Origin of the sequence: Enhydrobacter sp. (assembly GCA_025808875.1) — a bacterium.
Classification (GTDB): domain Bacteria; phylum Pseudomonadota; class Alphaproteobacteria; order Reyranellales; family Reyranellaceae; genus Reyranella.
The window spans coordinates 281,394-300,936 of the sequence record CP075528.1; the positions used below are offsets into that span (position 1 = coordinate 281,394).

Genomic DNA, 19,543 nt, shown 5'->3' on the forward strand with positions numbered 1-19,543 from the left:
CCCAACTGGAGTTTTCACGTCAATGGACGACCAAGGGATCACGATCTTCGTTTGCGTCTCGTGCCGGCGCCCGACTGAAGAGGGTGACGCCGCCGCCGATCGGCCGGGACCACGACTCGTCGAGGCCCTTGAGGCGGGGCTGGCGGCGCAGGCGCCCGGCGGAGTGGCGGTGACGGCGGTCGAATGCCTTGCGGTCTGCAAGCGGCCTTGCACCGTGGCGCTTTCGGCCGCCGGCAAGTGGACCTACCTGATTGGTGATCTCGATCCCGAGACCCACGCCGGAGAGATCGTATCGGCGGCGCTCGCCTTCGCCGCGTCCGGCAACGGCATCCTGCCGTGGCGCGAACGGCCCGCCTCGTTCCGCAAGGGCGTCATCGCCCGGGTTCCGCCTCCCGCATTCAAGGGCTTCCCTTCATGAGCACATTGGCCAAGGTTCCCTGCACCATCGTCACCGGCTTTCTCGGCGCGGGAAAGACCACGTTGGTGCGCCACATCCTGGAGAATGCCGACGGCCGCCGCCTCGGCGTCATCGTCAACGAGTTCGGCGATGTCGGCATCGATGGCGAGATCCTGAAGGGATGCAGCATCGAGAGCTGCCCCGAGGACGCCATCGTCGAGTTGTCGAACGGCTGCCTGTGCTGCACCGTGGCCGATGACTTCGTGCCTGCACTGAAGGGCCTGCTCGAGCGGCCGCAGCCACCGGAGCACATCGTGATCGAAACGTCGGGCCTCGCGCTGCCCAAGCCGCTGGTGCGTGCCTTCAACTGGCCTGAGATCGCCTCGCGCGTGACGGTCGACGGCGTGGTTGCTGTGGTCGACGGGGCAGCCGTCGCGGCCGGGCGATTCGCCGACGATCCGGAGGCAGTCGCCCGTCAGCGCGCGGAGGACGAGTCACTCGACCACGACAATCCGCTGGAGGAGGTGTTCGAGGACCAGCTGCTGTGTGCCGACCTCGTCGTGCTCAACAAGGCCGACCTCATGTCGGAGGCGGAGCGCAGGAGCGTGGCGGCCGAGATTGCCAGGACGCTGCCGCGCGTCGTCAAGCTGGTCGAGGTTCAGAACGGCCGCGTGCCCGCGCACGTGCTGCTGGGGCTCGGTGCCGCCGCCGAATCGGATCTCGTCAGCCGGCCGTCGCATCACGACCTGGAAGGCGAGCACGACCACGAGGATTTTGAGACCTTCATCATCGACCTGCCAACGTTGCAGTCGCCACAGCGGTTCGTCGACCGCATCGCGAAGGCGGCCGAAGCGCACGACGTCCTGCGCATCAAGGGCTTTGCCGAGGTTGCCGGCAAGCCGATGCGGCTGCTCGTGCAGGGTGTCGGCAGCCGCATCCAGCACCAGTTCGATCGGCCGTGGCGGCCGGGCGAACCGCGGCGGGGGCGGCTGGTGGTGATCGGCAAAAAGGGTCTCGACCAGGCGGCGATTTGTTCCCTTGTCCTGGACTGATCGACTATGCATGTGCTGGCGACACAGTTGGCGGGTCTTGAGGAGGCGGAACAGGCAATCGACCTCGGCCAATCGCCGGCCGAGGTCGCTGTACTCTCCTTCTCTGACAGCGACCTCACGGCGCTGGCTGCCGCCTGGCAGCAGGATGCCGATGCGTTACCCTCGCTGCGGCTCGCAAGCCTCAAGAAGCTCAAGCACCCGATGTCGGTCGATCTTTACATCGACCGCGTGATCGTGCGGGCGAAGGTGGTCGTTGTGCGATGCTTGGGTGGCCTCGACTACTGGCGCTACGGGATCGAGCGCATCGCCGACGTCGCGCGCGAAACCGGCGCACTGTTTGCGGCGTTGCCGGGCGACGACCGGCCCGACGATCGGCTCGCCGCCGCGTCGACCGCGCCGCCCGGAACGTTGGCTCTCCTCGACCGCTACTTCCGCGAAGGCGGCCCCAACAATCTTCTGCAGGCGCTGCGCCATCTCGCCGGACTACCGGCCGAGGCGCCGAAGTCCGTCAGCCCCTTGGCCGTGCTCGGCGCGGAGCAGGATGCACGGCCCACGGCGCTTGTCGTCTTCTATCGCGCCAGCCTCCTCGCCGGCGACGACGCACCTGTACGCGAGCTCGCGACCGCCCTCGACCGCGAGGGATTGGCGCCGCTTGCCGTCGCCGTCGGCAGCCTGAAGGATGACGCGATCCAACCGGCGATCGAGGTGCTGATCCGTGAGCGCCGCCCCGCGATCGTGCTCAACACCACGGCCTTCTCGGCAATGCGCGGCGACGACACGACCGTGCTCGATGCCGCCGACGTGCCGGTGCTGCAGGTCGTGCTCGCCGGCAGCACGCGCGAGGCCTGGGCCGAGGCCGACCGCGGCCTGGCGCCGGCCGATCTCGCCATGAACGTGGTGTTGCCCGAACTCGACGGCCGGCTGCTGACCCGCGCCATCTCCTTCAAGGGCGAGACGCCCGTCGACCCGCGGCTGGAGTTCACCGGCGTGCGCCACGTGCCGCTGCCCGACCGCGTCGACTTCGTCGCGCGGCTGGCGGCCAGCTGGGTGCGGCTGGCCCGCAAACCGCGCCACGAGCGGCGGCTTGCACTGGTGATGTCGGACTACCCCGCGCGCGGCGGGCGCGCCGGCTATGCCGTCGGCCTCGACAGCATCGAAAGCGTTGTCGAGATCCTGCGGCTGCTGGGCGACGAGGGCTACGACACGGCCGGTCGAGACTGGTCGGCCGCGGACGTGGCGCCGCTGCTGGACCGCGCCGTGCCGCATCTCAGGTGCGGCAAGGTCTTGGTCCTGCTGCAGCCCGATCGCGGCGGCGCCTACCACGACACCACGGCCGGACCTGCGCCTGACTATGTCGAGACCTACCGCCGGCTGCGCGAGGATGAAGGCATCGACGCGCTGATCCATCTCGGCACGCACGGCACGCTCGAGTGGCTGCCCGGCAAGGCGCTGGCGCTGTCGGCGTCGTGCTGGCCGGAGCGCGTGCTCGGCCCGCTGCCGGTGATCTATCCCTTCATCGTCAACAATCCAGGCGAGGCGATGCCGGCCAAGCGCCGCCTGTCTGCCGTCATGATCGGCCATCTCACGCCGCCGCTCAGCGATGCCGGCCTACATGGCGCGCTCGCCGAGATGGAAGGCATCATCGAGGAGTACGCCACGGCCGACGGACTGGACACGCGGCGCGCGCGCCTGCTCGAGAACGAGATCGTGGAGCGAGCCTGGAGTACCGGCCTTGCCGCGGAATGCGGGCTGGTGAAGGGGGAAGCCGGACGCGAGGCCGTGGCCAAGCTCGACGCCCAGCTCTGCGATATCAAGGAACTCAGCATCCGCGACGGCCTGCACGTCTTCGGTCGCATGCCCGATAGCGCGGCTCTGGATCGGCTGATCGCGGCCACCGGTTGCGACGAAGGGGTGCGCACCAGTGCCGCCCGCGAGCGGCAGGCCCTGATCGCCGCGCTCGACGGCCGGCGCGTCGCGCCGGGGCCGGCCGGCGCGCCGACGCGCGGGCGCGCCGACGTGCTGCCGACGGGACGCAACCTCACCTCGATCGACCCGCGTGCCATTCCGACGCGCACCGCCGCGGCGATCGGCGCGCGCGCGGCCGACGAGGTGGTTCGTCGCTACTTGCAGGATCACGGCGAGCATCCGCGCGCGCTGGTGATCGACCTGTGGGCGTCGGCTTCGTTGCGCACCGGCGGCGACGACCTCGGGCAGGCGCTGGCCTATCTCGGCGCACGGCCGACCTGGGACGGCAACGCCAGCCGGGTCACGGGCGTGGAGATCCTGCCGCTTGGCGCGCTCGGCCGGCCGCGCATCGACGTGACCTTGCGCATTTCCGGCCTGTTCCGCGACATCTTCGAGAGTCAGATCGCTCTGTTCGACCTGGCGGTGCGCCGGGTGGCGGCGCTGGAAGAGGGCGACGCCGACAATCCGCTGGCGGGCGCCGCGCATCGCGGCGAGGACCTCTCGCGGATATTCGGCGGCGCGCCGGGGAGCTATGGCGCGGCGGCCGGCGATCTGGCGCTCGACGGCGAGTGGCGCGCGCGCGCCGACCTCGGCACCGCCTACCTGGCCGCAATATCCCACGCCTACGGCGGCGTCGGATCGATACGGCCTGCGGGCGATGGCTTTCGCAGCCGTGTGGCCGGAGCCGACGCCCTTGTCCATCCACAGGACGATCGTGAGCGCGACGTGCTCGATGGCGACGGCGTCGCCGACTTCGCCGGCGGATTCGCCGCTGCGGCCTCGCTGCTCGGCCGCGTGCCGGAGCTCTACCATCTCGATACCAGCCGGCCGCAGGCGCCGAAGGCGCGCCGCCTGCACGAGGAAATCGCGCGCGTTGTCCGTGGCCGCCTCACCAATCCGCGCTGGATCGCCTCGATGCTGCGGCACGGCCATCGCGGCGTCGCCGAAATCGCCCAGGCGGTCGATGCGCTCTACGCCTTCGCCGCGACGGCGGAAGCGGTGCCGGGCCACCTGTTCGACGCGACCTATGCCGCCCTCGTCGCAGACGAAACCGTGTTCGGCGCCATGACGAGCGCGAACGAGGCCGCGACGCACGCGATCGTCGCACGGTTTCAGGACGCACTCGCGCGCGGTCTGTGGGTGACGCGGCGCAATTCCGCGTCGACGCCATGACCGTCGCGATCAAGGGTTGGTGCCCGGGCGCGCTGCGGCCGATGGAAAGCGGCGATGGGCTGATCGTGCGTGTGCGGCCGCGCTGCGGGGCGCTCACGGCCGCACAGGCGTACGCGCTCGCCGAGATCGCCGAGCGCCTGGGCAACAGCCAGATCGAGCTGACGCGCCGGGCCAATCTGCAGATCCGTGGCGTACGCCCGGACGGCCTGCCGGAACTCCACGTCGCCCTGGATCGGCTCGGCCTGCTCGATCCCGACGTCGAAACCGAAGCCGCGCGCAATGTCATGGTCGCGCCGCTCGCCGGGATCGATCCCGAAACGGTCGACGTAAGGCCGCTCGCGCGCGAGCTGGAGGCTCGCTGCCTGCGCGGCTTGCCGGCCAAGTTCGGCATGTTGGTCGACGGCGGCGGCGCCGTCTCGATCGCAGGAGAGCGCGCCGACATCGCGCTTCGTGCATCAGATGGGCGTGTCGCCGTCGGCATCGACACGCCATCGGGCACGCGTTGGCTGGGGCTTTCGGATGCTGCGCGCGCGGCGGACGTGGCGCTTGCATTGGCGGGCGCCTTGCTTGCGAGTGGCGCCAAGGGACGGATGCGCGACGCCGCCGACATCGAGGTCGATGTCGACCTCGAGCCGCTCGCCATCCGGCCGCCGGGCAGTCACCACCGCGTGGGGGCGGTGGCGGGCGCGGTCGGCGTTGCGGCACCCTTCGGCCATCTGGAGGCCCGCCAGCTCGCCGGCCTCGCCGCGTGGGCGACCGAGGAGCTACGTCTCTCGCCGTGGCGCACCCTTTATATTCCGACGCGGGACGACGCCGCGATGCTGCAGGCCGCCATCGAACTGGGCCTGATCGTCGATCCCACGGATGCCCTGCTGCGGGTCGATGCCTGCCCGGGGGCGCCCTCCTGCACGTCCGCCACCGTCGACAGCCGGGGCGACGCACTGCGCCTCGCGGCGCGCGGCACGCCGGGAACGCTGCACGTCTCGGGCTGCGCCAAGGGGTGCGCGCGATCGGCACCGGCCGACCTCGTGTTGGTTGGGGACCAAGGGCGCTATGGTGTGATTCGCAATGGCACGCCCCACGAGCGGCCCGAGCACTGGCTGACGCCCGATCAGCTATGAGCGGCCGCGACTACATCCGCGACGGCGCCGAGATCTACCGGCGCTCCTTCGCCATCATCCGCGCCGAGTCCGAGCTCGCGCGGTTCAGCGCGCTCGAGGAGCGCGTCGCAGTGCGCATCATCCACGCCTGCGGCATGACCGAAGTGGTGCGCGACATCGTTCTGTCGCCGAGCTTCGCCGACGCCGCCCGGCGAGCACTGATTGCCGGCGCGCCGATCCTCTGCGATTCCAGAATGGTGGCCAACGGCATCACCCGCGCGCGCCTGCCGGCGAACAACGACGTCGTCTGCACGCTCGGCGATCCCGCTGTGCCCGCGCTGGCACGCGAGATCGGCAACACGCGCACTGCCGCGGCGATCGAGCTTTGGCGCGAACGTCTCGGTGGCTCCGTCGTCGCCATCGGCAATGCCCCCACCGCGCTGTTCCGCCTGCTCGAACTGCTCGACGCGGGCGCGCGCCCGCCGGCCGCCGTGATCGGGCTGCCGGTCGGCTTCGTCGGTGCGGTGGAATCGAAGGAGGCGCTCGCGGCGGACGGCCGCGTGCCGTTCCTGGTCGTCAAAGGGCGCCGGGGCGGCAGCGCCATGGCGGCGGCGGCAGTCAATGCGCTGGCGAGCGAGGCCGAATGACCAGCCTCGACACCTTGGCCGGCACGGCGACCCGAGGCACGCTCTACGGCGTCGGCGTCGGCCCCGGCGATTCGCGCTATCTGACCCTGCGCGCCGCCGGTGTGGTGCGCTCGGTCGACGTGATCGCCTACTTCGCCAAGCGCGGGCAACTCGGCAACGCAAGGCGGATCGTGGCGCCCCTCGTCGCTTCCGGCCGCGACGAGAGGCGCTTCGAGTATCCGATCACCGACGAGGTGCCGTCCGACAGCGCCGAGTATCTGCAGGCCATGGGCGCCTTCTATCGCGAGACGGCGGCGACATTGGCCGCGCTGCTGCGTGAGGGCCGGTCGGTCGGCTTGCTGGCGGAGGGCGATCCGTTCTTCTACGGCTCCTTCATGCATATGTGGCGCCGGATTGCCTCGGATTTCCCGGTCGAGGTCGTGCCCGGCGTCACCGGCATGTCGGGCTGCTGGACGCGCGCCAATCTTCCGATCACCTGGGGTGACGACACGCTCGCGGTGCTGCCCGGCACGCTCGACGAACATCGGCTGACCGAGCGCCTGCGCTCGACCGACGCAGCGGTGATCATGAAGGTCGGGCGCAACCTCGGCAAAGTCCGGCGGGCAGTAGAAGCCGCGGGACTGCTGTCGCGCGCCGTCTACGTCGAGCGCGGCACGATGACCGAGGAGCGCATCCTGCCGCTCGCCGACTGCGGCGCCACTGGCGGCGCCTACTTCGCGATGATTCTGATCCCGGGGCGGGGGCGGCAGATATGACCGGCTCGCTGGTCGTCGTCGGGACCGGTCCCGGCAGCGCCGAACTGATGACGCCCGCGACGCGCGCGGCGCTGGAACAGGCGACCGACCTGGTCGGCTACGGCCCCTATCTCGAGCGCGTGCCGGCGCTGCATGCCGGTCAGCGCCGTCATGCGTCGGACAATCGTGTCGAACTCGATCGCGCCCGGCTTGCACTGGCACTGGCCGCGTCGGGCCGGCGGGTGGCGGTTGTCTCCGGTGGCGACCCCGGCGTCTTTGCCATGGCGGCGGCGGTCTTCGAGGCCATCGAGACGGGCGACCCGGGCTGGCGCGCGCTCGACATTCGGGTGGAGCCCGGCGTCACCGCCATGCTGGCGGCGGCGGCCGAAGTCGGCGCCCCCCTGGGCGGCGACTTCTGCGCCATCTCGCTGTCGGACAATCTCAAGTCGTGGGCCACGATCGAAAGGCGGCTCGTGGCCGCTGCGGACGGCGACTTCGTGATCGCGCTTTACAATCCGGCGTCGAGGGCGCGACCCCACCAGCTCGGACAGGCGTTCGATCTGCTGCGCAAGCGCAAGGCCGGCAACACGCCTGTCCTGTTCGTACGGGCCGCGGGAACACCCGAGGCGACCGTCGTCACGGCCACTCTCGATGCGGCGCAGGCAAGCCAGGCCGATATGCGCACCCTTGTCATCGTCGGCGCCAGCGCGACGCGCAAGGTCGGGCGCTGGATCTACACGCCGCGTCGCGAGGCCGCGACATGACGCGCCAGCCAGTCGAGCGCCTCCCCGGCGCCATGCACGACATGGCCGCTCGGCTTGTACGGTCGATCGATCATGATCACCGGCAGGCCGAGTGCGCGGGCTGCCTCGATTTTTGGATAGGTCGCGGCTCCACCGGCGTTCTTGGAGATCACGACGTCGATTCTTTCCTCGGCGAGCAAGCGCCGTTCGGCCGGCAGATCGAAGGGGCCGCGCGTCTGGATGAAGCGCAGGCCGGCTGGCAGACCGGCCGGGTCGGGCGGATCGATGACTCGTGCGAGGTAGAGATGCTGCGGGGCTCCGGCAAAGGCCTGCAGTTCCTGTCGGCCGAGACTCAGGAACACACGCTGCGGCGGTGCGCCCAACGCGCCCACGGCCGCCTGGGTATCGGGAACGATCCGCCATCTGTCGCCGGGCTGCGCTTGCCACGGCGCGCGCACCAGCGAGACCAGGGGCACGTCGCACTGCCGACAGGCGGCGACGGCATGGGCCGACATCTGGTCGGCATAGGGATGGGTCGCATCGATCACGGCATTGGTGCCGTGTTCGCGCAGGTAGCGCACGAGACCGCCCACGCCGCCGAACCCTCCGGAGCGCATCGCCAGGGGCTGCGCGCTCGGTGCCGAAGTGCGGCCGGCGAGGGACAGGATGGCGTCGAAGCGCGTGTCGCCGGCCAGAAGCCGCGCCAACGCGGAGGCTTCCGTCGTGCCGCCGAGAACGAGGATGCGCATGGTTGAGGCGGCAACCTGCCCGGCCGCGCCGTGGCTGTCCATCATCGGCGTGGGCGAGGATGGTGTCGCGGGGCTTTCGCCGGTGGCTCGGCAGCTCGTCGCCGCGGCCGAGTTGGTGGTGGGCGGCAAGCGGCACCTGTCGCTCGTCAACTCGCTCATCAACGGTGCTCGCCTGTCCTGGCCGAGCCCGATCGGCGACGCCGTGCCGGAGATCGCCAGGCATCGCGGTCGCCCTGTCGTTGTGCTGGCGAGCGGCGATCCGTTTCACTATGGCGTCGGCGAGCTGCTGACTAGGTCGATACCCTGCGTCGAAATGCTCTGTTTGCCGCAGCCCTCGTCCTTCAGCCTGGCGGCGGCTCGACTCGGCTGGCCGCTACAGGATGTGTCGCTGGTCAGCCTGCATGGCCGCGCGCTCGAGGGGATCGTGCGCCATCTGCAACCGGGCGCGCGAATCCTCGCCCTCTCGTGGGATGGCTCGACGCCGGCCAAACTCGCCGCGCTGCTCGCCGAGAGCGGCTTCGGTGCGTCGTCACTGACGGTGCTGGAGCGGCTGGGCGGGCCGCAGGAGCGCGTGCACCATGACCTTGCGAGTGCGGCGGCACTGAACGTCGTGGCGGTGGAAGTCGTCGCGGGCCCCGACGCGCGCGTCGCCAGCCTGTCGTCCGGCCTGCCCGACGAGATGTTCGAGCATGACGGACAGCTCACCAAGCGCGAGGTTCGCGCCGTGACACTGTCGGCACTGGCGCCACGCCAGGGTGAGCTCTTGTGGGACATCGGCCTCGGCGCGGGTTCGGTCGCCATCGAATGGCTGCTGCGCCATCCATCGCTCCAGGCCATCGGTGTCGAGGAGGATGCCGGGCGCGCGGCGAGGGCGGCTCGCAATGCCGCTTCTCTCGGCGCGCCGGATCTGCGGATCGTGCAGGGCCGGGCGCCGGCCGCATTGAACAGTCTGCCGGCACCGGATGCCGTGTTCGTCGGCGGCGGTCTCGGCGACCCCGGTGTGTTCGAGGCGGTTTGGGCGCCGCTGAAACCGGGAGGTCGATTGGTCGCCAATGCCGTCTCGCTCCAGTCGGAGGCCCGTCTGATCGACCTGTTCCGCAGCCACGGCGGTGAACTCGTCTGCCTCGACGTGTCGCGCGCCGGCCGGGCAGGATCGAGCGAGGTGTTCGTCTGGCGCGCCGCGGCACCCGTCATCCAGTGGCGCACGAGGAAACCATGATCGTCGCGGGCGTCGGCTTTCGTCGCGACACGACGGCGGAAGAAATCGAGAAAGTCGTACGTCTGGCGCTCGACCTGTTCCGTTTGCCGTCTGAACGGCTTGCTGCTGTCGCAACCGAAGCGGCCAAGGCGACGGAGCGGGGATTCGTCGAAGCCGCCCGCCGCCTGTCGGTTCGCGTGGTGGCCTGCACGACCGACGATCTCGACCGCGTGGCCGGACAGGTGCTGACGCCGTCCAGGTTGGTCCTCGAGGCCAAGGGCGTGCCGTCCATCGCCGAAGCCTCGGCGCTGGTGGCGGCGGGGAAGGGCGCGAGACTTCTGGGTACGCGCGTGGCCAGCCACCGTGCAACTTGCGCCATCGCCGTCGGAGAAGGGCGATGACCGTGCACTTCATCGGTGCCGGCCCGGGTGCGGCCGACCTCATCACGGTGCGCGGCCGCGAGCTGATCGCCCGCTGCCCGGTTTGCCTCCATGCCGGTTCCCTGGTGCCGAGGGCATTGCTCGACCATTGTCCGCCGGGCGCGCGTATCGTCGATACCGCACCGATGACACTCGACGAGATCATGGCCGAGTGCACGGCGGCGACGGCATTGGGCAAGGACGTCGCGCGCCTTCACTCGGGCGATCTCTCGGTGTGGAGCGCGCTCGGCGAACAGCTGCGTCGGTTGGAGCAGGCGGGCATCCCTGTCACGATCACACCGGGCGTGCCGTCCTTCGCCGCCGCCGCCGCCGCTCTCGGCAGGGAGCTGACCTTGCCGGAAGTCGCCCAATCGGTCGTATTGACGCGCACTTCGGGTCGGGCTTCGAAAATGCCGCCGAATGAGACACTTCAGGCCTTCGCGGCCACCGGCGCCACGCTTGCAGTCCATCTGTCGATCCACGTACTCGACAAGGTGGTGGCGGACCTGTCGCCCCACTATGGCTCGGATTGCCCGGTTGCGGTGGTTTATCGGGCGAGCTGGCCCGACGAGCGCATCGTGCGCGGCACCCTGTCGAGCATCGTGGGCGAAGTGGCCCAGGCGCCGATGGAGCGTACGGCGCTGATCGTCGTCGGCAGGGTCCTGATGGCGCATGACTTCCGTGACAGCGCTCTCTACGACCCCGACTACCAGCGACGATTCCGGGGCAGGACGTGACAACTGCTTCGTTCTTCGGTTCGTGCGATACCCATGCTGCCTGACGCTTTCCCCGACCTGCCCGAATTTCCGCCGGGAGAAGTGTGGCTTACCGGTGCGGGCCCCGGCGATCCGCGACTTCTAACCGTGCTGGCATGGCATGCGCTGTCGGTCGCCGACGACGTCGTTCACGACGCGCTCGTCGATCCACGTGTGCTCAAACTCGCCCGGCACGATGCCGAGTTGATCTTCGCGGGAAAGCGCGGTGGCAGGCCGTCGCCGCACCAGCGCGACATCAACGACGTCTTGATTGAGCGTGCCCGCGCCGGTCGTCGGGTGTTGCGCCTGAAGGGCGGCGACCCCTTCGTGTTCGGCCGCGGCTGGGATGAAGCCGCTTCGCTGACCGCAGCGGGCGTGCGCTTTCGCATCATTCCCGGCATCACGTCGGGCCTCGCCGCGACGGCGCTCGCCGGCATTCCGACCACGACGCGCGACACCAACCATGCTGTCGTGCTGGCGGCGGGCCATCGCGCCGAGGACGGCAAGTCCACGGCCGACTGGGTGGCCCTCGCTAGGCTCGGCCAGCCGATCATCCTCTACATGCCGATGTCGCAGCTCGCCGAGATGGCCCGCGCGCTCGAGCAGGGTGGTCTCGATGCCGCCACGCCGGCGGCCGTCATCCAGTCGGCAAGTCTCCCGGGCGAGCGGGTCGTCGAAAGCACGCTTGGCGCACTGGTGAAGGATGTTGCCGACGGCGACATCCGCTCGCCCGCCATCGTCGTGATCGGCGCGACGGCGGGTTTGCGCCGGCATCTCCTGGCATCGCTGGTTCGTTGGCAATGACCACCGGGCTCGTCATCGCCGCGCCGCGCTCGGGTGCCGGAAAGACGACCGTCACGCTCGGCCTGATGCGCGCGCTGGTGCGTCGCGGTGTCGCCGTCCAGCCCTTCAAGTGTGGCCCCGACTACATCGATCCCGCCTTTCACCGTGTCGCGACCGGGCGGCCGAGCTTCAATCTGGACGGTTGGGCGATGTCGCCCGGAGCGATCGCCCGTCTCGTCGCCGGGCATCCTGCCGAGCTGGCCCTGGCCGAGGGCGTGATGGGCCTGTTCGACGGCGTGGCCGGCAAGGGCGCCACCGCCGACATTGCCGCGGCGACGGGATGGCCGGTGCTGCTGGTGCTCGATGTGTCCGGCCAGACCGAGACAGCGGCAGCCATCGCGCGAGGGTGCGTTGGCTATCGCACCGACGTGGCGGTGGCGGGCGTCATCCTCAACCGTGTCGCCAGCGAGCGTCATCTGACGCTGATCCGTCCGGGCTTCCAGCGGATCGGCCTGCCGATCCTCGGCGCGATCGCCACCGACACGCGCCTCGTTCTGCCGGAACGCCATCTCGGCCTGGTTCAGGCCGCGGAGACCGTGGGGTTGCGCGACACGCTCGACACGTTCGCCGACGTCGTCGAGGCATCGGTCGACGTCGAAGCCGTCCTTCGGCTCGCGGCGAAGTCCGTGGCGGTGGCGGGAGGAATGCCGGGCTTCGATCCGCCGGGACAAAGGATTGCGCTCGCGCAGGATCGCGCCTTTTCCTTTGTCTACCCTCATGTCATCGAGCGCTGGCGTGCGGCCGGAGCCGAGATTGCGGCGTTCTCGCCGCTTGCCGACGAGGCGCCGCGCGGCGACGCCGATGCGGTGTGGCTCCCGGGCGGTTATCCGGAGCTTCATTGCGAAGCGCTGACGGCGGCGCAGCGCTTCCTCGCGGGGTTGCGGCACGCCGCCGGACGTGGCGTGCCCATCCACGGCGAGTGCGGAGGCTACATGGTGCTGGGGCAAGGCATCGAGGATGCCGATGGCCGCCACCATGCCATGGCGGGCCTGTTGAAGCTCGAGACATCGTTTGCCAGGCGACACCTGCATCTCGGCTATCGCCGCGCGCGTCTGATCTCCGATAGTGCGTTGGGCGCGAGGGGGAGCGAGATCCTCGGTCATGAATTCCACTACGCCAGTGTCGTGTCGTCGGGTGACGAACCGCTCGTCGAGTGTTGGGACGCGTCGGGAATGGTCGTAGCCGAAGCGGGGGCGCGGCGCGGCACCGTCAGCGGCACGTTCTTTCACGCCATCGATCGTGCGAGCTCATGATGCCTCCGGTCTTCGACGAGGTGTTCCGCGCGAAGTTTCGCGATCTCGTCTTGTGGCGGCGAGACGTGCGACGGTTTCGCACCGATCCGGTCGACCCGGCCCTCGTCGACTCGTTGCTGGAGCTTGCAACACATGCACCTTCGGTCGGGCTCAGCCAGCCTTGGCGCTTCGTCAAGGTCGTGTCTGCCGAGCGGCGCCAAGCGGTCGGGCGCAGCTTCGAGACGGCCAACGCCTGCGCTCTCGCGGGCTATGAGGGCGAACAGCGGACCCACTACGCCGGCCTCAAGTTGGCCGGTCTGCGCGAGGCACCGGTCCATCTCGCGGTGTTCTCGGACGAAGCCACCATGACCGGTCACGGCCTCGGCCGCCAGACCATGCAGGAAACGCTCCGCTACTCCGTGGTGGCGGCCATCCAGACCCTGTGGCTGGGTGCGCGGACCGAAGGACTGGGCATGGGCTGGATCTCGATCCTCGATCCGATCGAAGTGACGCGCGCACTCGACGTCCCGCGGGAGTGGAAACTCGTCGCCTACCTCTGCATCGGCTGGCCGGCCGAGGAGCATCTCGATCCCGAACTCGAGCGCCATCACTGGGAAGGCAGGCACTACGCGGCCGACGTGACGTTCGACCGCTGAAAGCTTGACGCTGACGCCTTGGGCTGCCACGATTCTACGTGATGGTTCCCGCAAGGGATCAAAAGGGAACGCGGTGCGACACCGCGGCTGCCCCCGCAACTGTGAGCGGCGAGCTTGTGACCGATCGTGCCACTGGGAGTGCAGAGCTCCTGGGAAGGCGGCCCCGAGCAAAGACCCGTGAGCCAGGAGACCTGCCATCAACCGCGGTCACACGCGAGCGCATCGGGCGGGGTGTCCTGATGTAAGTCCACGGGGCCAAGCCCGGGGGCTTCAGTTCGCTGTGACGACTGATGTGCCGCGAGTCGTCCCGTGTCCAAATCATCATTGTCCATCGTAAGTCGACAGAGTTTCGATCCGCTCGAGCTCTACGCATCCGCAATCGATACCTCCGACTATGTCTCCCGCGTCGCCCCCCTGGTGCGACGCCTCGCTGCCGATGTCGGCGAACTGCTCGATGTCGGCGCGGGCGGCGGTCAGCTCGGCTCGGTGTTGCGCGACATGCATCGCCCTTGGTCGGCCATCGAGCCGTCGCCGACCATGCGGGCGCGTCTGTCCCGCCTCCACGCGCCGCCGCGGATCGTGCCGTCGGATTGGTGCGATGCCGATGTCGCGGCAGGCGCGCACGACAGCGTGCTCGCCGCGACCATGCCCGCCTTTTTCGACCGCACCGAGTCGTTTCTCGTGCGCTGCTGCGACTGGGCGCGCCGCAACGTGATATGGGTCGTGCCGGCGCATCACGGCCCGCGAGGCCTGTGCTTTGCCGGGTGCCTGCCGGCCGAATGGCATGGCGAGGACGAAACACCGGGTATCGACATCGTCCTGGCGGCCTTGACGGCACTGTCCAGGCCGCACGACATCGGCTTCGTCGACTGGACGTTCTCCGGGGTCGTGAGCGACCTCGACGCCCTCGCTGCCTATCTGTGCGATCGCCTGGGATGGTCGCCCGCCGATCCGCGACGCCGCCAGCTCGCGGGGCACCTGAGGGCCCAGGCCCAGCCGGATGCGGGTGGCTATCGCCTCGAGATCCCGCGTAAATCCGCCGTGCTGGTGTGGAGGCGCGCATGATCGCCCGTCGCGCGTCCCTCACCCTTGCGGCATCCGTGCTGATGACGGCCCAGGCCGTCGCGCAGCCGCAACCCCAGGTCCATGTCCTGCCGGACGTGGTCGTCACAGCGACTGGCCGGCCGGAGAGCATGACGCGCATCGCCGGCACCATGCAGGTGATCTCGCAGGAGAGGATCGAGAAGTCGTCGGCCAAGAATGTCACCGACCTGCTGGCCGAGAACGCCGTCGGCTTCATGAGCCAATGGACCCAGGCTCAGACCTCGCTGAACATCCGCGGTGCCGCGACCGAAGGGCAGGGCCGCGACTTCCGCAGCCAGATTCTCATCCTGGTCAACGGCCATCGTGCCGGCACCGCCAACGTGTCGAAGCTGTCGGTTGCGGACGTCGAGCGCATCGAGATCGTGCGCGGTCCATCCTCCGTGGTCTACGGCAGCCAGAACATGGGTGGCGTGGTGAACATCATCCTGAAAAACGGCCGCACGGCGCCCGGCAACCTGTTCGAAGGTGCAACGGGCTCGTGGAGTCTGATCGAGGGCAAGGCGCAGACCGGCGGCACGGACGGCCAGCTTGCCTACTACTTCGGCGCCAATGCCGGCACGCAGAGCGAGTACCAGGTCGGTGGCGGTCAGGTCGAACGGAACACCCAGTGGACGCGCTTCGGCGCCACCGCGGCGCTCGGTTGGGACTTCAGCGACGATCATCGAGTTGACGTCGTCGCTCGCACCGACGGCGTGTACGACGCGGGGTTTCGCGGTTCGAGCGCCAACCTCTTCGCCTACGATACGCGCTACAACCAGTCGGTCGACGTGACCTACAACGGCAAGTCGGCCGATGGCGGCATGAGCCTGATGTTCCAGACCTACTACGTGCGGGACGTCGACGACCTCAACAACCCATCGCCGCTCAGCACGCTGAACGCCGTTGCGTCGCGCACCAATGTCGATCGCAACCGGCGGCAGCTCGACATCGTCGGAGCGCGCTTCCAACCCGGCTTCAAGCCGTGGGCGGGCAACGAGTTCCTGCTCGGCATCGACTGGGAACGGAGCTGGATTCGGTCGGAGCGGTTCCGGCGAGGCGGTTCGGCGGTGACGCAGCTTTCGCCGCAGGACAACAACCAGACGGAGAACGTGTTCGGCTTCTATGTCGAGGATGCGCAGCGCTTCCTCGACGATCGGGTCACGGTGCGCGGCGGCGTGCGCTACACGACCGGAGCCACCGCGCTCGACTGGACACCCAACGCGCCGACGCTCATTCCAGGCACGACGAGCTACAATGCAACGACCTATTCGGCCGGTGCGACGTTCCAGATCACCGACTGGCTGACGGCGCGGGCCGGCTCCTCGACCGGCTTTCGTGCACCGACGGCAACCGAGCTCGGCGCCAATTTCACGACCACGCCGATCGGCACGACGATCTTCGGCAATCCCGGATTGGCGCCGGAGACGGCGCAGCAGATCGAAGCTGGCGCCACGCTGAACTGGGGCTTCGGCCGGTTCGACGCCGCCATTTTCCAGAACCTGATCACCAACCGCATCCAGGCGGTGACCGTGTCGTCGATCGGTGGCCGGGTCATCCAGCGCTTCCAGAACAACCCGGCCAACATCCAGGTTCAGGGTGTGGAGTTCCAGCTCGATGCCGACGTGCTCAAGACGTTGTCACTCGATGTCTCTCCATCCTGGCAATGGAGCGTCTTCGGTAACGGCTACTACAACTTCAAGATGACCGACTATGGTGCCGTCGCCGCGGCGGGCACCGACATGGCGACCCGCATCAACCAGTACCAGGCCGCGATCGGCACCCGATTCGGCCAGGTCGAGACACGCTTCCCGTGGAACCTGCAGATCCTCGGCATTCTGCGCGGACCCATGTGGTACAATACGGAAGAGGCGCTCTCGCCCGTGTTCTTCCCCGGACAGGTGCGCAACACCACGGTCTATCGGAAGGCTCCGTTCTGGGTGTGGAACACGCGTGGCGAGATCGAGGTCCGCAAGGGCATCACGTTGTTCGCCGCGGTGAACAACATCTTCGACATGAACCAGCATCCGATCTTCATCGCCCTCGACACCAATCCCTGCGGCGCCAACCTGCCGCAGCAGAACGGTTCGTGCGGCAACTCGATGCCGGGTCGCGAAGTGATCGTCGGCTTTCAGCTCCGCTGGTGAGCCGCGCCCTTGCCCTGACACTGGTCGTGTCGGCTCTGTCGGCGGCTCCGGCCGCCGGACAGGCCGTCACGGTGCGCGACGCGCTCGGCCGTCAGGTGACCCTGGCTGCTCCGCCGCAGCGCATCGTGCCGATCTTCGCCTCGAACACAGAGATCGTCGTGTCGCTGGGCCTGGCCGACCGGATCGTCGGCATCGAGGCCTATACGCGCTTTCCCCCCGAGATCAGGAACCGGCCGCTGGTCGGCGGCCGGCTCGGCTTCTCGGTCGACGCCGTGGTCGGGCTCCGGCCCGACCTCGTCGTCGTCACGCCGGCGCGCCAGGCGGCCAACACGCTGGTCGACCCGATGGACCGTCTCGGCGTGCCGGTCATGGTCTTCCTGCATCGCACCGTCGAGGAAATTCTGGCCAACATGCGCCTGATGGGACGTCTGGCCGGAGTTGCAGCACGCGGCGAAGAGGTGGCTGCCCGCCTCGAGGCACGCATGGCCAGGGTACGCGAACGCACGCAGGGCCTCCAGCGGCCGCGCACGATCATGATCACGGGCCGCCTCGGCAACGGGCTGATGCTGGTGGCACGCGAGGGCACGTACACCGGCGACGCCATCGTGCGTGCCGGCGGCCGCTTCGGGTTGGCTGGCACGGCGCACATCGCGCAAGTGTCGCCCGAGGCGATCCTCGACGCCAATCCCGACGTGCTGCTGTTCGCCGGGAGCGAGCGCGACCTCGAGGAGTTGATCGCCCGCCCCGGCTGGTCCGACCTCACCGCAGTGCGCAATGGGCGGGTACACGCCGTGCCGCGGCCCGAGTTGTTGATCCCGGGTCCGCGCACCTTCGATGGGATCGAGAGGCTGGCGACGCTGCTTCATCCGACGGCGGCCAAGCGATGAAGATCTGGCTGCTGATCGGTTGCTGGCTCCTGGCGGCGGTCGTGCTCGCCGCCTGCGCTGGTCACGACTGGGCGACGCCCGCGGACATCTGGCGGGCCATCGCGGGCGACACCTCGATGAGGGGGCGCCTGTTGCTGGAATGGCGGCTGCCGCGCGTGCTGGCGGCGGCATTGGTCGGCGCCTTGCTGGGGTTGGGCGGCGCGGTGTTCCAGGGCGTCTTCCGTAATCCCCTGGCCGAGCCGTACTTGCTGGGATCGGCCGGCGGCGCCGCGCTTGGCGCGACGCTCGCTCTGCTGGTGCCGATGGCGCTGCCGCAGACTGTCCTGCTGCCGGCGCTGGCCTTCGCCGGCGCCTGGGGCGCCACGATGATGGTGATCGGCATCTCGCGCGTCGCCGGCGCGGTCGACGCGGCGGGACTTCTGCTGGCCGGTGTCGCGGTGGCGGCGATCCTAGGGGCGTTGCGCTCGTTCCTGATGCTCGCGCTCTCCGACGAGACGGTCAGCCTGCAGATCGTGCTGAGCTGGGTGCTGGGTGGCGTGCAGACGCCAACGTGGTCGGTGCTTGCCCTGCTGGTCGCGATTGCCCTCGCCTGCATGGGGTTCGCGTTGGCGCTCGCCCACGGACTCGACACGCTCGGACTCGGAGAGACCATGGCGCAGTCCTTCGGCTTGGAGACACGCCGCTTCGTGGCCGTCGCCGTTCTGGTCGGGTCGCTGGTCGTCGCCGCCGCCGTCGCCTTCGGTGGCCTGGTGGCCTTCGTCGGCCTGGCCGCACCCCACATCGCGCGCTGGCTGGTCGGCCCCTTGCACCGCCCGTTGCTGCCGGCGTCGGCGCTGGTCGGCGCCATTGTCGTCACCCTGGCCGATGCGCTGGCGCGTTCCGCTCTGCCGCCGGCCGAGATTCCTCTCGGCCTGGTCACCGCCGTTGCCGGCGGACCATTCTTTATTTTTCTGCTCGCCCGGAGATTGCGCAAATGACCGGGCTTGCGGCGAGCAACCTCACCGTGACGCGCGACGGTGCCACGCTGTTGAGTGGTCTTTCGCTCGCCCTTCCGTCGACCGGCTCCGTGGCACTGATCGGGCCGAACGGTGCCGGAAAGTCGACTCTCCTGAAGATGCTGGCCGGCCTGGAGACGCCGGATAGCGGGACGGTGCGCGTTGGCGGCCGCGAACTCAGTGCCCTGTCCCGGCGCGATCGGGCACGTCGGATCGGCTTCCTGCCGCAGCATTTCGAGCCGCATTGGGATCTATCGGTCCTCGAGTTGGTCGATCTCGCGGCGCAACGGGCCGACGTCCTGCCGCCCGGAGCGTTGGCCGGCGCGATGGCGGCTCATGAACTGGACGACCTGGGCCATCGCCGGTGGTCGACCTTGTCGGGCGGCGAGCGTGCGCGTGTGCTGCTGGCGATGGTGCTGGTCGTCGACCCGCCGATCCTGCTGGCCGACGAGCCGGCGGCCGCGCTCGACATCCGCCATCGGCTCGATGTGATGAAGGCGCTGGCGGAACGCGGCCGCTCCCATCTTTCGGTCGTCGTCGTGCACGACCTCGATCTGGCATTCCGGTTCTTCGAGCGGGTGATCGTCGTCGATCGCGGGCGGATCGTGGCCGACGGACCGGCGCATCGGGCGATCGAGCTGCCGGAGCTCGATGTCGCGTTCGGCGTGCGGTTCGAACGCATCAGCACGGAGGATGGCTGGTCGTTGCGCGCGCGGCGCTGACGCAGGGTGGCCCAGAAAGTTGCGGTTGACATCGATGGCATAGGCTTTG

General features: G+C 69.2%; 19 protein-coding genes and 1 riboswitch. Of the genes, 18 read left to right on the plus strand and 1 reads right to left on the minus strand.

Going from position 1 to position 19,543, the window contains the following annotated elements:
* Positions 1-22: 22 nt before the first annotated feature.
* Genes KIT25_01305 through cobJ form a run of 7 tightly spaced genes read left to right on the plus strand, consistent with a single transcriptional unit; the run spans position 23 to position 7,832 of the window.
* Positions 23-418: a DUF1636 domain-containing protein gene (locus KIT25_01305; protein ID UYN95612.1), complete on the plus strand. Its 396-nt coding sequence runs from the start codon at positions 23-25 to the stop codon at positions 416-418.
* Positions 415-1,449, plus strand: coding sequence for a cobalamin biosynthesis protein CobW (cobW, locus tag KIT25_01310; protein UYN95613.1), 1,035 nt, complete (start codon positions 415-417; stop codon positions 1,447-1,449). The genes KIT25_01305 and cobW overlap by 4 nt, the downstream gene beginning before the upstream one ends.
* Before the next feature lie 6 nt (positions 1,450-1,455).
* A complete protein-coding gene (locus KIT25_01315) occupies positions 1,456-4,587 on the plus strand; it encodes a cobaltochelatase subunit CobN (GenBank protein ID UYN95614.1) in 3,132 nt (1,043 codons plus the stop codon).
* Entirely contained in the window at positions 4,584-5,708 is a 1,125-nt protein-coding gene (gene cobG, locus KIT25_01320) for a precorrin-3B synthase (protein ID UYN95615.1), read from the plus strand. The genes KIT25_01315 and cobG overlap by 4 nt, the downstream gene beginning before the upstream one ends.
* Positions 5,705-6,334 (plus strand): precorrin-8X methylmutase, encoded by a 630-nt coding sequence (locus KIT25_01325; GenBank protein ID UYN95616.1) that lies wholly within the window; start codon positions 5,705-5,707, stop codon positions 6,332-6,334. The genes cobG and KIT25_01325 overlap by 4 nt, the downstream gene beginning before the upstream one ends.
* Positions 6,331-7,089, plus strand: coding sequence for a precorrin-2 C(20)-methyltransferase (locus tag KIT25_01330; GenBank protein UYN95617.1), 759 nt, complete (start codon positions 6,331-6,333; stop codon positions 7,087-7,089). The genes KIT25_01325 and KIT25_01330 overlap by 4 nt, the downstream gene beginning before the upstream one ends.
* The gene (cobJ, locus tag KIT25_01335; GenBank protein ID UYN95618.1) at positions 7,086-7,832 is read left to right on the plus strand and encodes a precorrin-3B C(17)-methyltransferase; all 747 of its coding nucleotides are present in this window, start codon (positions 7,086-7,088) and stop codon (positions 7,830-7,832) included. Before KIT25_01330 ends, cobJ begins: the two co-directional genes overlap by 4 nt.
* Here the strand turns inward: cobJ and KIT25_01340 are convergent.
* On the minus strand, positions 7,802-8,560 hold the full coding sequence (locus tag KIT25_01340; GenBank protein UYN95619.1) for a cobalt-precorrin-6A reductase: 759 nt from the start codon (positions 8,558-8,560) through the stop codon (positions 7,802-7,804). The two genes, cobJ and KIT25_01340, sit on opposite strands and share 31 nt — an antisense overlap.
* Here KIT25_01340 and cbiE point away from each other — a divergent pair.
* From cbiE to KIT25_01395, 11 genes are all read left to right on the plus strand, one after another.
* The gene (gene cbiE, locus KIT25_01345) at positions 8,559-9,779 is read left to right on the plus strand and encodes a precorrin-6y C5,15-methyltransferase (decarboxylating) subunit CbiE (protein ID UYN95620.1); all 1,221 of its coding nucleotides are present in this window, start codon (positions 8,559-8,561) and stop codon (positions 9,777-9,779) included. The two genes, KIT25_01340 and cbiE, sit on opposite strands and share 2 nt — an antisense overlap.
* Positions 9,776-10,159: a cobalamin biosynthesis protein gene (locus KIT25_01350; protein UYN95621.1), complete on the plus strand. Its 384-nt coding sequence runs from the start codon at positions 9,776-9,778 to the stop codon at positions 10,157-10,159. Before cbiE ends, KIT25_01350 begins: the two co-directional genes overlap by 4 nt.
* Positions 10,156-10,914, plus strand: coding sequence for a precorrin-4 C(11)-methyltransferase (gene cobM, locus KIT25_01355; GenBank protein UYN95622.1), 759 nt, complete (start codon positions 10,156-10,158; stop codon positions 10,912-10,914). Before KIT25_01350 ends, cobM begins: the two co-directional genes overlap by 4 nt.
* Positions 10,915-10,947: 33 nt before the next feature.
* On the plus strand, positions 10,948-11,736 hold the full coding sequence (gene cobA, locus KIT25_01360; protein UYN95623.1) for a uroporphyrinogen-III C-methyltransferase: 789 nt from the start codon (positions 10,948-10,950) through the stop codon (positions 11,734-11,736).
* Positions 11,733-13,028: a cobyrinate a,c-diamide synthase gene (locus KIT25_01365; protein UYN95624.1), complete on the plus strand. Its 1,296-nt coding sequence runs from the start codon at positions 11,733-11,735 to the stop codon at positions 13,026-13,028. The genes cobA and KIT25_01365 overlap by 4 nt, the downstream gene beginning before the upstream one ends.
* Positions 13,025-13,663: a 5,6-dimethylbenzimidazole synthase gene (gene bluB, locus KIT25_01370; GenBank protein UYN95625.1), complete on the plus strand. Its 639-nt coding sequence runs from the start codon at positions 13,025-13,027 to the stop codon at positions 13,661-13,663. Before KIT25_01365 ends, bluB begins: the two co-directional genes overlap by 4 nt.
* Before the next feature lie 25 nt (positions 13,664-13,688).
* Positions 13,689-13,877: riboswitch (cobalamin riboswitch) on the plus strand.
* A gap of 110 nt (positions 13,878-13,987) precedes the next feature.
* On the plus strand, positions 13,988-14,728 hold the full coding sequence (locus KIT25_01375; GenBank protein UYN95626.1) for a hypothetical protein: 741 nt from the start codon (positions 13,988-13,990) through the stop codon (positions 14,726-14,728).
* The gene (locus tag KIT25_01380) at positions 14,725-16,890 is read left to right on the plus strand and encodes a TonB-dependent receptor (GenBank protein ID UYN95627.1); all 2,166 of its coding nucleotides are present in this window, start codon (positions 14,725-14,727) and stop codon (positions 16,888-16,890) included. Before KIT25_01375 ends, KIT25_01380 begins: the two co-directional genes overlap by 4 nt.
* Positions 16,887-17,777 carry an ABC transporter substrate-binding protein gene (locus KIT25_01385; GenBank protein ID UYN95628.1) on the plus strand — a complete coding sequence of 297 codons (891 nt, stop codon included), beginning with the start codon at positions 16,887-16,889 and terminating at the stop codon, positions 17,775-17,777. The genes KIT25_01380 and KIT25_01385 overlap by 4 nt, the downstream gene beginning before the upstream one ends.
* Positions 17,774-18,754, plus strand: a complete 981-nt coding sequence (locus KIT25_01390; protein UYN95629.1) for an iron ABC transporter permease — start codon at positions 17,774-17,776, stop codon at positions 18,752-18,754. The genes KIT25_01385 and KIT25_01390 overlap by 4 nt, the downstream gene beginning before the upstream one ends.
* Positions 18,751-19,494, plus strand: a complete 744-nt coding sequence (locus KIT25_01395) for an ABC transporter ATP-binding protein (protein UYN95630.1) — start codon at positions 18,751-18,753, stop codon at positions 19,492-19,494. Before KIT25_01390 ends, KIT25_01395 begins: the two co-directional genes overlap by 4 nt.
* The last annotated feature ends 49 nt before the right edge of the window (positions 19,495-19,543 follow it).

Coding starts and splice junctions, on each gene's coding strand:
- KIT25_01305 (UYN95612.1), top strand. CDS start 23: ATGGACGACCAAGGGATCACGATCTTCGTTTGCGTCTCGTGCCGGCGC.
- cobW (UYN95613.1), top strand. CDS start 415: ATGAGCACATTGGCCAAGGTTCCCTGCACCATCGTCACCGGCTTTCTC.
- KIT25_01315 (UYN95614.1), top strand. CDS start 1,456: ATGCATGTGCTGGCGACACAGTTGGCGGGTCTTGAGGAGGCGGAACAG.
- cobG (UYN95615.1), top strand. CDS start 4,584: ATGACCGTCGCGATCAAGGGTTGGTGCCCGGGCGCGCTGCGGCCGATG.
- KIT25_01325 (UYN95616.1), top strand. CDS start 5,705: ATGAGCGGCCGCGACTACATCCGCGACGGCGCCGAGATCTACCGGCGC.
- KIT25_01330 (UYN95617.1), top strand. CDS start 6,331: ATGACCAGCCTCGACACCTTGGCCGGCACGGCGACCCGAGGCACGCTC.
- cobJ (UYN95618.1), top strand. CDS start 7,086: ATGACCGGCTCGCTGGTCGTCGTCGGGACCGGTCCCGGCAGCGCCGAA.
- cbiE (UYN95620.1), top strand. CDS start 8,559: ATGGTTGAGGCGGCAACCTGCCCGGCCGCGCCGTGGCTGTCCATCATC.
- KIT25_01340 (UYN95619.1), bottom strand. CDS start 8,560: ATGCGCATCCTCGTTCTCGGCGGCACGACGGAAGCCTCCGCGTTGGCG.
- KIT25_01350 (UYN95621.1), top strand. CDS start 9,776: ATGATCGTCGCGGGCGTCGGCTTTCGTCGCGACACGACGGCGGAAGAA.
- cobM (UYN95622.1), top strand. CDS start 10,156: ATGACCGTGCACTTCATCGGTGCCGGCCCGGGTGCGGCCGACCTCATC.
- cobA (UYN95623.1), top strand. CDS start 10,948: ATGCTGCCTGACGCTTTCCCCGACCTGCCCGAATTTCCGCCGGGAGAA.
- KIT25_01365 (UYN95624.1), top strand. CDS start 11,733: ATGACCACCGGGCTCGTCATCGCCGCGCCGCGCTCGGGTGCCGGAAAG.
- bluB (UYN95625.1), top strand. CDS start 13,025: ATGATGCCTCCGGTCTTCGACGAGGTGTTCCGCGCGAAGTTTCGCGAT.
- KIT25_01380 (UYN95627.1), top strand. CDS start 14,725: ATGATCGCCCGTCGCGCGTCCCTCACCCTTGCGGCATCCGTGCTGATG.
- KIT25_01390 (UYN95629.1), top strand. CDS start 17,774: ATGAAGATCTGGCTGCTGATCGGTTGCTGGCTCCTGGCGGCGGTCGTG.
- KIT25_01395 (UYN95630.1), top strand. CDS start 18,751: ATGACCGGGCTTGCGGCGAGCAACCTCACCGTGACGCGCGACGGTGCC.